The organism is Bradyrhizobium sp. CAR08, assembly GCF_052871955.1.
Genome location: NZ_JBIXJX010000020.1, coordinates 1 through 11912, shown reverse-complemented (window position 1 = coordinate 11912; position 11912 = coordinate 1). Strand labels below are relative to the sequence as shown.

Genomic DNA, 11912 nt, shown 5'->3' with positions numbered 1-11912 from the left:
CCGGATGAGCGAAGCGACATCCGGGATTGACGATCGGGCGACCTGCCCCGGATATCGCTTCGCTCATCCGGGCTACGGTACTGGAACGATGAAACCGCCTTGACTTCGGCCACATCTCCGCAGAAAGAGCCGGGGCCTCACGATGATTTGGCCTGCGCTCGTTGCGAGCACACAAGCCAACTCATTGACGAACCTACACTTCTTTCCGCGACATCGAATCCGCTTCGCCGCCTCGCCCCGTCCTCCCTATATTGAGTTGATGCCAGACCAGATGCGCAGCTATCTCGATTTCGAAAAGCCCGTCGCCGAGCTCGATTCCAAGCTCGATGAATTGCGGACGCTTGCGGCCTCCGGCAGCGACATCGCCGAGGAGATCGGGCGGATCGAGGACAAGGCGGCGCAGGCGATGGCCGACCTCTATCTGAACCTGACGCCGTGGCAGAAAACGCTGGTCGCGCGGCATCCGCAGCGGCCGCATTTCAACGACTTCATCAAGGGCCTGATCACCGAGTTCACCCCGCTCGCCGGCGATCGCAAGTTCGGCGAGGACGAGGCGCTGGTGGCCGGCTTCGGCCGCTTCCGCGGCGAGGCCATCTGCGTGATGGGCCAGGAAAAGGGCGATTCCACCGAGAGCCGCATCAAGCATAATTTCGGCATGGCGCGGCCCGAGGGCTATCGCAAATGCGTGCGGCTGATGGAGATGGCGGAGCGGTTCGGCCTGCCGGTGCTGTCGCTCGCCGATTCCGCCGGCGCCTATCCCGGCATCGGCGCGGAAGAGCGCGGCCAGGCCGAGGCGATCGCGCGTTCGACTGATGCCTGCATGGCGCTGACCGTGCCGAACGTCGCCATCATCACCGGCGAGGGCATGTCGGGCGGCGCCATCGCCATCACCACCGCCAACAAGGTCCTGATGCTGGAGCACGCGATCTACAGCGTGATCTCGCCCGAGGCGGCGTCCTCGATCCTCTGGCGCGACGGCTCCAAGGCGCAGGAAGCCGCCAACAACATGAAGATCACGGCCCAGGACATGCTCCGCTTCGGCGTGATCGACAGCATCCTGAAGGAGCCGGTCGGCGGCGCCCATCGCGACCCCGCCGCCATGATCGCCACCACGGGCGACGCCATTGCCAAGGCCTTTGACGAACTCCGGGGTCTGGACGGGGACGCCATCCGCAAGCATCGGCGGCAGAAATTCCTCGATATTGGCCGGAAACTGGGCTGATTCGGGCGGGCTTTGGGGCCCGTTGGACGCGTCCCCCTCCGCCGTCGTCCTGGCTTTCGCCGAGACGACGCTGAATTTGAGGCCGGCCAAACCGTCCCGGAGGCCCCCGGTAACCCCGCGTTAACCCTTTTTTTGCCCAAATCAGCGATCTCAGTGCTGGTTTGGCCGAAAGGCCCAAGTTTCAGCCCAGTTTAAGTCTTCGTTGACCACGCCTTTGGGCCAACGGGCTCGTGATCCCCGTGCGGGTTGCGACCACATGACCCAGAGGTTAGAATTTTAATCAATGGCTTCAGGGCATAAGCGCTGGAGCGTGATTGCGAAAAAGCCCGTCGCGACGGGTCCCGGTCTCCGGTCGGATCATGCTTCAAGATTGGGGTTTGCGCGCGATGCGTTGGACGGTGTGGGGTCCATCTTGATTTCTCGTTCGCTTGCTCGCGCGTTTCTGGTTTCGGTGGCGCTTGCCGCCAGCTTCGTGCTGGCCGGCTGCGACACCGACCAGGTTTCGCTCGCGACCAATGCCAAGGCCAACCAGCCGGTGCCGCCAAAGCTTCTCGCCGCGATGGTCGAGAAGAACATGGATCTGCAATCACCGATCCTGGTGCGCCTGTTCAAGCAGGAGGCCGAGCTCGAGGTCTGGAAGCAGACCCGCAACGGCCAGTTCGCGCTGCTCAAGACCTATCCGATCTGTCGCTGGTCAGGCGACCTCGGCCCGAAGGTGCGCGAAGGCGATCGTCAGGCGCCGGAAGGATTCTACTCGATCAATCCGGGCCAGATGAATCCGCAATCGGCGTACTATTTGTCGTTCAACACGGGCTATCCGAACGCGTTCGACAAGGCTTTGGGCCGCAGCGGCTCGCAGCTGATGGTGCATGGCGATTGTTCGTCGCGCGGCTGCTACGCGATGACGGACGAGCAGATCGCCGAGATCTATTCGCTCGGGCGCGAATCCTTCTTCGGCGGCCAGAAGGCGTTCCAGCTGCAGGCCTATCCGTTCAAGATGACGCCGGTGAACATGGCCAAGCACCGGAACAATCCGAACATGCCGTTCTGGAAGATGATCAAGGAAGGCTATGATCATTTCGAGGTGACGCGGCAGGAGCCGAAGGTCGATTTCTGCGAGAAGAAGTACGTGTTCGACGCGGCGAAGCCGCCCGACGCCAAGCGCGATCCGGTGTTCGACGCGTCCGCTAAGTGCCCGGCCTATGTGATCCCCGAGGAGATCGCCAGCGCCGTGCGCGAGAAGGATGCGCGCGACCAGGCGGAGTACAACAAGCTGGTTTCGCGCGGCACGCCCGTTGCGCGCATGAACACCGGCATCGACGGCGGCATGAACAAGATCTTTGCCGCGAAGATTCCGGAAGGCTCGACCGGCCTGTCGGAGGGCGCCGAAGGCACCACGCTCCAGATGTTGGCGATGGCGAAGGCGCCGGGCACCATCCCTGGACACGTCAATCCGCCGAAGCCGAATCTCGATGCAGCCGCGCCCTCGCCGCAGGAAGAGCCGGTCGTCGCCGTCAGCGCGCCCGCCGCCAGCGCCCGCGTCGCCACCGCAGCTCCGCCCGAGAAATCCGGCTTCTTCTCCAATCTCGGCCGCAAGATGGGTGTGGGCAATGCCGACGCCACGGCGACCACGCCGCCGCCGCAGGCCACGGCATCCGTCGCTCCGGCTGCAACGACGACCACGACGCCGCCCACCGCAGCGTCCCGGCTGAAGGCCGCGGTGACCCGGTTCGTACCGGGCCGCGACACGTCCAAGGACGCAGCGAAGGATGCACCGAAGCCGGCTGTTGCCGCTGCCAAACCCGCCGAAGCTGCGAAGCCCGACACCCGCCTCGCCGCAACCCGCCCGACGCTGAAGCCGTCGGTGTCGGATGGCGCGGGTGAAGCGACCCAGATCATGGGCGCCGCGCCGGTGGTGCAATCGAACTCGTTCGACAGCCGGTTTGGGGCGGTGAAGTAAAGCGGGCGCTCCGCTTAATCTCTTCGATCCATCCCAGCCTGACGCCGTCATTCCCCGCGAAGGCGGGGAATCCAGTATTCCAGAGGCACCCCTTATCGATCGAGAAGCTGCGGCGTACTGGATGCCCCGCCTTCGCGGGGCATGACAGCCGAGTTCGGTGTGAGAGCGACGCGCTTCACGCGCGCCCTACGGCGCCAGATACCGCAGCAGCTCCGGATTGCCCCTCACCTCGCCCGCTTCGCCTTGCAGCGCGACGCGGCCGCGGTCCAGCACGTAGGCGTAATCGGCGACGCGGAGCGCGAGGTCGAGGTGCTGCTCGACGATGATGACGGCGATGGTTTTCGCAAGCTCGATCAGGCGCTCGGTGATCTCCTCGATTACGCCGATCCAGACGCCTTCGGTCGGCTCGTCGAGCAGAAGAAGTTTTGGATCGCCCAGCATGGCGCGGCCGATGGCGAGCATCTTGCGCTCGCCGCCGGAAAGCGTGCCGGCGGGCTGGTCGAGGCGCTGGCCGAGCTTTGGGAAGATGGTCAGCACGTGCTCGACCGCGTCGGCTTTCCTGCTCGCGAGCGACCCGACCGCGAGATTGTCGCGCACCGACAGGCGCGCGAACACCGAATGCTCCTGCGGCACGTAGCCGATGCCGGCGCGCACGCGCTCCTGGGTCGCGCGGCGGCTGACGTCGCGGCCATCGAAGGCGACCTCGCCCTTCCACGCCGGCAGTTCGCCGACGATGGTCTTCATCAGCGTGGTCTTGCCGGCGCCGTTGCGGCCCAGCACGGCGACACCGCCGCGCCAGGGAATGCCGAGGTTGACGTCGAACAGGACCTGGCTGCGACCATAGCCGGCGTCGAGATGCTTGATGTCCAAAAATTCAGGCACGGCGCAAATAGATCTCCTGGACGGCCTTGTTGGCCTGGATCTCCGACACCGTGCCGGACGCCAGCACCTTGCCCTGGTCGAGCACGGTTAGACGATCGCAGATGTCGCGGATGAAATCGAGATCGTGCTCGACGATGACCAGCGAGCAATGTTTTTTGATCGGCTGCAGCAATTCACCGGTGACGCGGCGCTCCTCCAGGCTCATGCCGCCGGTCGGCTCGTCCAGCAGCAGAAGCTTCGGCTTGCAGGCCAGCGCCATCGCGATCTCCAGCCATTGCTGCTGGCCGTGCGACAGCGCCGCCGCCGCGTCGAAAGCGCGGTTGGCGAGGCGAAATTGCGTCAGCATGGTCATGACCTGATCGTGCAAGAGCCCGCGCGTGCGCGAGAACACGAGATCGAACAGCGAGGATTGCGCCTGCAGCGCGAGCAGAATGTTGTCGTAGAGCGTCAGCGTCGGCAGCACGGATGTGATCTGAAATTTCAGGCTCATACCGGCGCGGGCACGCTCGGTCGGCGTGAACGCGGTGATATCGGCGTTGACGAAGGAGACCTTGCCCTGTGTCGGCACCTCGGCGCCGGCGATGCACTTCATCAGCGTGCTCTTGCCGGAGCCGTTCGGGCCGATCAGGCCGTGAAACTCGTTCTCGCCGACGGTCAGCGCGGCGCCGTCGAGCGCGGTGAGCTTCCCGAAGATCTTCTTGACGCCGCTGGCTTCAAGGAGCGGCATCGCGCTTCTCCTTCCCGGTCTTCCTGGATTTGCCACCAAAGCTGCCGACCCGCTCGCGCTCGCCGAGCACGAAGCTGATCAGGCCGAGCGGCCGGAACAGAATCACCAGCAGGAGCAGCACGCCAAGGATGATCGGCCAGACCTCGCGGTAATTGTCCGAGAGCCAGAAGCTGACGCCCTCAACGATGACGGCACCGATGACGGCGCCGATCAGCGTGCCGGAGCCGCCGAACAGCACATAGAGCACCACTTGCGTCGAGACCACGACGCCGACCATGTTGGGCCAGACGAAACCTTCGTGGAAGGCATAGAGGCTGCCGGCGAGGCCGGCCACTGCGCCTCCGATCGCAAAAATGATCGCCTTCACATGCTGCGCCTTGTAGCCGAAAAAGGCGATGCGCTGCTCGTTCTCGCGCAATCCCGCGAGCGCCAACCCGAACTGCGAGCGCACCAGAAAGCGGCAGAGGAGATAGACCACGACGAGCAGGCCAAGCACGAGATAATAGAACGGCGGCCCTTCCGAGAACTCGTAACTGCCGAGCGTCATCGAGGAGATCGAGGGGATGCCGTTCTGGCCACCGAGATAGTACCAGCCGCGCGCAAGCCGATCGGCGGCGTAGGATCCGGTCAGCGTGCCCAGCGAGACGAAGATCACGCTGGAGGGATGCCGTCCAAGCAGCAGGAAGCCGCCCAGCAGTAGCGCAAAGGTGAGCCCGATCATGGTGCCCGCGGGCAGCACCAGGAAGATGTTGGTAATGTCGAGATCGCGCGCGAGCAGCGCCACGCCATAGCCGGCCGAGCCGAAAAACAGCGCCTGGCCGAAGCTCATGATGCCGGCATAGCCCCACACCAGGTCGAATGACAGCGCGAACAGCGCGAGGATGATCACACGCGTCGCGAACACCGTGAGGTAGTCCTGCAGCACCAGCGGGGCGAGCAGCGCCACGACGAGCACGACGCCCTCCACGATCGGCAGGATTTTCCGCACCGAACCGGCTTGCCCTGCTGATCCGTGTTCAACCATGGCAACGTTCTGCTCCCCGCCGATCTCGGCGGGGACTGCCTGCTTCACTGCGCCCATCGCTTTCGGCATTCGACTCTAGCATTCCTTGGGATCGACGAGTCCGTCGCTGCGTCCGACGATCTCGTAGTTCCCGCCTTTGGCGACAGCGGTGTACATCTTCATCTTGCAGTGGCGCTTGCCCGGCACCATCTCGGCAGGTCCGCCGGGACCCTCGGCTATCTTGGCATGATCGAGCGCAGCGGCGACCGAATCGCGATCGACCTTGCCGGCTTCCTTGACGGCGGCTTCCCACAGCTTCAGGCCGCGATAGGTGCCGGTGGCGGCGCTGCCGGCAGCGAACAGGAAGTTGCCCGGGAAATCCTTCTCGTAGGCCGCCTGGATTTTTGCGTCGAACGGGTTCTCCTTGGTGAGCACCTTGAAATAATCGAGACAGCTGGCGAGACCCTCGATCTCGGCCGCCTGATTGATGTTGAGCGTGTTCTCGTCATAGTAGACGCAGGCCAGCCGTCCGCCATTCTTGAGAAAGCCGGCCTCGTAGAGCTGCTTGAAGAACGGACCGACGCCGGGCGGGATGACGGTGTTGAAGACGACGTCGACCTTGTTGGAGATGATGCGGTTGACCGTCGAGGAGAAGTCGACCTGGTCGAGTGGATAGTATTCCTCGAACACGACCTCGCCGCCGTTGGCCTCGATCACCTTGCGGGCGTAGACGTTGAGCGTGTGCGGCCAGACATAGTTGGCGCTCGGCAGCGCGAACTTCTTGCCGCCGTTCTTGATCAGCCAGGGAATGAACTCGTCACACTGCTGCGCCGGCGTCGGCCCGGTACAGAACAGATAAGGCGTGCACTCCTTGCCTTCGTAGAGCTGCGGATAGATGTAGAGCGTCTTGCCGCGCGCGACGATCGGGTCCTTGATGGCGTTGCGCATCGACGAGGTGATGCCGCCCAATACCATGTCGACCTTGTCGCGCTGGATCAGCTTGCGGACGTTGCCGACCGCGACGGATTCGTTCGAGGCGGTGTCCTCGACAAAGAGCTCGAGCGGGCGGCCGAGCAGACCGCCGCCGGCGTTGATCTCCTTGATCACCATCTTGGCGACGTTGGCGTCGGCATTGCCGGCGTAGGCAATCGGCCCGGTGAGGTCGGTGGCGATGCCGACCTTGATCGGGGCTTCGGCCGCATTGGCCCAGGGCGCCGGGATCACCCAACTGCCGACGCCGGTTGCGACTGCACCGGAGGCAAAGGCGAGATTCGAAAGGAACCGGCGACGGGAGAGCTGAGAACGATCGGACATGTGACTAAACCCCTTTTCCAGCGATGAGGCCCTGCGGCCGGAATTTGATGAAGACGATGGCGAGAACGAAGACGAGGACATCGGCCACGACGGGCGCCATCACCCAGGGCAGCGCGGCGCTGAGCGTGCCGATGACGCCGGCGCCCGCGACCGGCCCGATGAAGGAGCCGACGCCGCCGACCATGACCGCGACAAAGCCCTGGATCAGGAAGCGCAGGCCGAGATCGGCGAACAGGCTGAACACCGGCACGATCAGTGCGCCGGCAAGGCCGGCAAGCGCCGCGCCGAACGCAAAGGTGGCGCCGTAGATCAGCGGCGTGGAGATTCCGGAGGCGCGGGCCAGCGAAGGATTTTCCAGGGTAGCGCGCACGCGCAGGCCGAAGCTGGTGCGCGCCAGCAGCAGATAGCAGCCGCCCATCACCAGCGCCGTGATGATGATGATGGTGAAGCGCCAGGCCGAGATGTGCATGGCGCCGATGTCGATCGAGCCGCCGATCGGCTCCGGCACGGTGAGATAGAAGCCGCCGATCAGGCCGCGCACGGATTCGCGGATGATCAGGCCGAGCGCATAGGTGCCGAGCATGGCGACGATGGGGGCTGCGTAGAAGCGTCGGATGATCAGCGCCTCCAGCACGAAGCCGAGCGCGCCGACGACGAAGGGCGCGGCGACCATGCCGGCCCAGATCGGCAGGCCATTGGCGTAGGCAAGATAGGTGATGTAGGCCCCGAGCAGGACGAACTCGCCCTGCGCGAAGTTGAAGATGCCCATCATGCTGGCGATGATCCCGAGCCCCAGCACGATCAGGACGATGATCGCGCCGAAGCTCAGGATCTCGAACGCCGCGACGAACGCGTTAGCCATGCGCCGGAGCCTTTCCCGTTCCGAAGGAATCGGAACGGGGCTCCGGCTCGTTGTCTTGACGCGTCCGAAAACGCTTCCCTGTTCCGTTGGCCCGCATCAATGCCTCGCTCACATCTTCTTCCAGTCGCCGATCTGCTCGAAGGCGTGGGCAGCCCGGTAGATGGTGGATTCCTCGAACATGCGGCCGACCAGCATCAGGCCGACGGGCAGGCCGTCGACCATGCCGCAGGGCAGCGACATCGCCGGATGATGGGTGATGTCGAACGGCGCGGTGTTGGAGATCATCTCCAGCGCACGCGCGACATAGTCTTCGCGGCTGGCCGTGGGCTCCGGCAGCTTCGTCGCCTTCATCGGCGTCGTCGGCAGCAGCAGCAAATCGTAGTCTTTGAAGGCCTTGTCGTAAGCCGCGGTCAGGCGTCGGGAAATGTTGAGAGCCTTGCCGTAATAGCGCGGACCAAAAGTGTTGTTGATGTAGGTGCCGAGCAGCAGGAACAGCTTTGTGGTCTCGGACAGGGAATCCGCCTGCCGGCGCCAACCCCGATGGAAATCCATCAGAGTGGTCGAATAGAGGTCGGATCGGCTCAGCCCATAACCGTCGCCATACATCATGGTCTGGGTCATGCCCTCGGTGCCGATCGGCGTCCAGATCGCGGGGCCCATGAGATGCATCGGGATCGAAACGTTCTCGACCGTGGCGCCCAGATCCTTGAAACGCTTTGCGGCCTCCCGCGCGCTCTCGTTGACGGCGGCTTCGGCCGTCGCCTGCTCAAAGCCTTCCTTGAGGATGCCGATCTTCATGCCCTTGACGCCCTGGCCGAGCGCCTTGGTGTACTCCTCGACCTTGGGCGCCTTGATGCGGGGATCGTAGCCGTCGTCACCGGCCAGCACCTCCAGCAGCAGCGCGTTGTCGGCGACGGTCGCCGTCATCGGGCCGGTGTGGTCGACGAACACCTCGATCGGCATGATGCCGGTGTAGGGCACGAGGCCCCAGGTCGGCTTCATGCCATAAGTGCCGCAGAACGAGGACGGCATGCGGATCGAACCGCCCTGGTCGCCGCCGATCGCCATGTCGACCTCGCCGAGCGCGACGACGACGCCGCTGCCTGACGACGAGCCGCCGGCCGAATAGCCCATCTTGTGCGGATTGTGGACGGCGCCGACCGCATTGGTGTGGCTGCCGCCGGACATGCAGAAGGATTCGCAATGAACTTTTCCGGCGATCTCGGCGCCGGCATCGAGCATGCGGGTGACGATGGTGGCGTCGAAATCGGGGACGTAGCCTTCGAGCGTCGCCGAGCCGTTCATCATGGGAACGCCGGCGAGCATGATGTTGTCTTTCAGGGCGACCGTCTTGCCCTTGAGCTTGCCGCTCGCCGCACCCTTCACGGTCGACTTGCGATACCAGGCGTTGCGCGGGTTCTCTTCCGGCGAGGGCCGATAGCCCGGCGTGCGCGGATATTTGACCTCCGGCACCTCGTCCGGCATGGCTCCGACGAGATTGTAGGCCTCGATCGAGCCCTGCATCAGACCGCGGAACGAGGCGACATCGTCGTCGGTCAGCGAAAGGCCGCACTGGTCGGCGACACTGCGCAATTGGGCTGGCGTGGGAAGGACAACTGTCACGGCGCTCTCCTCAAAGGCTTCTTGATCCCTGGAATTGGAATCCCTGGCATTGGAGCCTCATTGGCGCGCGTGTGCGGCGCGCGCCCATCGGCTCTACCTCGATATTACAGACGGAAATATTTTCCTTTTCAAGTATTATTTTGGATTCGGGCGTTTGCAGATGGGGCGCCGGCGTCAGATCGGTTTGATCAGCTTGAAATCGAGGCCATCCGCGCCGGCGAGATACATTTGCATCCGGGTATGACCGTTCCTGACGGTGACGGGACCGCGCGCGCCGCCATAGACGATGTTGCGGCCGGCCGCGAGCATGGGCCCCATCGCCAACGTGCCCGCCTTGTTTGCCACGGCCTCAAGGAAGCGCAGTCCCTCATAGCTGGATTGACCGAGCGAGCCGATCGGGGGGCCGTTCGGTCCGAACATCGCGCGATAGCGGCTCTGGAAGTCGTCGTTGGCCCGCGATCCGATGCCCGGGAAATAGCCGGAGGCACAGAACAGATTTTCGCTGTTGTCGGCGCCGATTCCGAGCAGCACGGTCTCGTCCATCGCCCCGGCCAGCCGCAGCGTCGTGGCGCCGAGGCCGCATTCGCCGAACGCGCGATTGAACGTGATGCTGTCGGTGCCGATCAACGAGATCAGGACGACGTCAGGCCTCGCGGCACGGATGCGCTCCAGATGCGGCTCGTGGTTGTCTTCGCCGAGGGGAACGAACTCTTCGCCGACGACATGGCCGCCGGCCTCCTTGATGTAGCGCTTCACCGCGCGGTGCGACTGCCAGGGCCAGACATAATCGCTGCCGATCAGGTACCAGCGCGCCGCCTTCTTGACGTCGGCAAGCCAGTGGATGGAGGGGCGGCTCTGCCAGCGCGGCGTCTCGCCGATCGCCATGACACCCGGCGTCTGCTCGCCGCCCTCGTAGACGGGCGTATAGATGTAGGGGATACGGTGGCGGGTCGTGACCTTGCGCAGCGCCACACGCACCGCGCTGGTATGCAGTCCCACGATGAGGTCGATCTCATCGGAAGCGATCGCCTGCTCGGCGCGGCTCAGAATCCCGTCGAGCGGCCCGCCGGCATCGTAGATCGAAAGCTCGATCTCGCGCCCGAGAATGCCGCCGCGCTTGTTGATCTCGGCGACCGCGAGCTGCGCGCTGCTTGTCGCGCACGGGCCCCAGACACCGGGCGAGCCGGTGCAGCAAATGAAGCCCCCGATGCGGAGCTTGTTGTGTGCGCCGCGGCGCTTCATGAAATGCGCATCAGCCGGCGACAGGTCGAAATCCGCTGCCGCGGGCGACAGATTCCTGAACAGCAAGGACGGCGGTAACGCCGGACCGCCGTGAGCCGGGAAGTTTACCGTCGCGCGCACGCCAACTCCTGTCTGATACCAGACTTGAAAGCTCATTCAGCAGGCGGCCGCGGCACCCGCCCTATTGTTGGGCAATATCCTATTTTGAAAATATTGAATATTCAAGAATTGAAGTGCATATAGATGCAGCATCGATTGCAAGACATTCACTCATTTGGGTCAAGACAAAGTCTTAGCCGTGGCAAAACCGAACACCCCGATCACTGAACACCTCGCGTACCTGCTCGCGCAAGCCAACCGGGAGATCAACCGGCAGCTCGAACTGCGGTTGAGCAAGGAAGGCGTGCCCGTCGAGCAGTGGCGCATTCTGAAAGTCCTGTCGGATGGCAACGGCCATTCGATGGGAGAGCTCGCGGATGCCGTGCTGCTCAACCATCCGACGCTGACCAAGATGATCGATCGCATGGTCTCGGACACGCTGGTCTACCGCGTGCAGGACCCGAACGACCGCCGCAAGGTCCTGATGTTCATCTCCGATCGCGGCAAGGTGCTGAGCAAGAAGCTCAACTCGCTCGCGGTCGACCAGGAAGAGCACATCCTCGAGAGCTACGGCGACAAATCGACGAGCGAATTGAAGCGGCTGCTGGAGAGCTTGATCGACAGCTCGAATTGAGCTGGCGTGTTTAGCAAGCTCTCTCCACACGGTCGTCCCGGCGAAGGAGATGGAGCCGCGCGCCCCATACTCGATGTCATCGCCCGATTTAATCGGGCGATCCAGTATTCCAGAGACTGACGTGATTGAACCGAGAAGCCGTGGCGTACTGGGTCGCCCGGCTAAACCGGGCGACGACAGTGGAATGTGAGGCGCCGACGTCGCACCTCACACCTGATCGCTAAGCGTACCGCCCGTGGCAGTGCTTGTATTTGCACGGGAAGTAAAATCTCGGAATTGTTTCAGTAGCTTGCAGCTCTGCAAACTGCGCTGTCAATCTTTTGTCAAACGGCCTGCCATCTCGC

General features: G+C 63.8%; 10 protein-coding genes. 3 read left to right on the top strand and 7 right to left on the bottom strand.

The genetic code is table 11. The features are described 5' to 3' along the window. Positions 1-259 precede the first annotated feature (259 nt). Together ACIPUD_RS31950 and ACIPUD_RS31945 are read left to right on the top strand one after the other, a co-directional pair. Complete coding sequence (locus tag ACIPUD_RS31950) at positions 260-1222, top strand: acetyl-CoA carboxylase carboxyltransferase subunit alpha (protein ID WP_007599220.1); 963 nt, start codon at positions 260-262, stop codon at positions 1220-1222. Positions 1223-1634: 412 nt separating this feature from the next. Next, positions 1635-3182, top strand: a complete 1548-nt coding sequence (locus ACIPUD_RS31945; RefSeq protein ID WP_231189755.1) for a L,D-transpeptidase family protein — start codon at positions 1635-1637, stop codon at positions 3180-3182. A 186-nt stretch (positions 3183-3368) separates the two neighbouring features. On the opposite strand, the gene ACIPUD_RS31940 is transcribed toward ACIPUD_RS31945, so the two are convergent. The 7 genes from ACIPUD_RS31940 to ACIPUD_RS31910 form a co-directional block, all read right to left on the bottom strand. Beyond that, positions 3369-4064, bottom strand: a complete 696-nt coding sequence (locus ACIPUD_RS31940; RefSeq protein ID WP_446482241.1) for a branched-chain amino acid ABC transporter ATP-binding protein — start codon at positions 4062-4064, stop codon at positions 3369-3371. Next, entirely contained in the window at positions 4057-4791 is a 735-nt protein-coding gene (locus ACIPUD_RS31935; RefSeq protein ID WP_018452918.1) for an ABC transporter ATP-binding protein, read from the bottom strand. Before ACIPUD_RS31935 ends, ACIPUD_RS31940 begins: the two co-directional genes overlap by 8 nt. Then, positions 4778-5884 (bottom strand): branched-chain amino acid ABC transporter permease, encoded by a 1107-nt coding sequence (locus ACIPUD_RS31930; RefSeq protein WP_446482240.1) that lies wholly within the window; start codon positions 5882-5884, stop codon positions 4778-4780. The genes ACIPUD_RS31935 and ACIPUD_RS31930 overlap by 14 nt, the downstream gene beginning before the upstream one ends. Before the next feature lie 6 nt (positions 5885-5890). Next, the gene (locus ACIPUD_RS31925) at positions 5891-7108 is read right to left on the bottom strand and encodes a substrate-binding protein (protein WP_018452916.1); all 1218 of its coding nucleotides are present in this window, start codon (positions 7106-7108) and stop codon (positions 5891-5893) included. Between the two features lie 4 nt (positions 7109-7112). Beyond that, entirely contained in the window at positions 7113-7970 is an 858-nt protein-coding gene (locus ACIPUD_RS31920; RefSeq protein ID WP_446482239.1) for a branched-chain amino acid ABC transporter permease, read from the bottom strand. A gap of 108 nt (positions 7971-8078) precedes the next feature. Beyond that, the gene (locus ACIPUD_RS31915) at positions 8079-9593 is read right to left on the bottom strand and encodes an amidase (RefSeq protein ID WP_446482238.1); all 1515 of its coding nucleotides are present in this window, start codon (positions 9591-9593) and stop codon (positions 8079-8081) included. Positions 9594-9767: 174 nt separating this feature from the next. Continuing rightward, positions 9768-10955: a substrate-binding domain-containing protein gene (locus ACIPUD_RS31910; protein WP_085384113.1), complete on the bottom strand. Its 1188-nt coding sequence runs from the start codon at positions 10953-10955 to the stop codon at positions 9768-9770. A gap of 178 nt (positions 10956-11133) precedes the next feature. Between ACIPUD_RS31910 and ACIPUD_RS31905 the strand changes: the two genes are divergently transcribed. Beyond that, entirely contained in the window at positions 11134-11568 is a 435-nt protein-coding gene (locus tag ACIPUD_RS31905) for a MarR family winged helix-turn-helix transcriptional regulator (protein ID WP_007599198.1), read from the top strand. Positions 11569-11912 lie beyond the last annotated feature (344 nt).

Bases quoted from the DNA above. Each gene is read 5' to 3' on its own strand.
- ACIPUD_RS31920 (WP_446482239.1), bottom strand. From the start codon at position 7,970: ATGGCTAACGCGTTCGTCGCGGCGTTCGAGATCCTGAGCTTCGGCGCG.
- ACIPUD_RS31925 (WP_018452916.1), bottom strand. From the start codon at position 7,108: ATGTCCGATCGTTCTCAGCTCTCCCGTCGCCGGTTCCTTTCGAATCTC.
- ACIPUD_RS31935 (WP_018452918.1), bottom strand. From the start codon at position 4,791: ATGCCGCTCCTTGAAGCCAGCGGCGTCAAGAAGATCTTCGGGAAGCTC.
- ACIPUD_RS31930 (WP_446482240.1), bottom strand. From the start codon at position 5,884: ATGCCGAAAGCGATGGGCGCAGTGAAGCAGGCAGTCCCCGCCGAGATC.
- ACIPUD_RS31950 (WP_007599220.1), top strand. From the start codon at position 260: ATGCCAGACCAGATGCGCAGCTATCTCGATTTCGAAAAGCCCGTCGCC.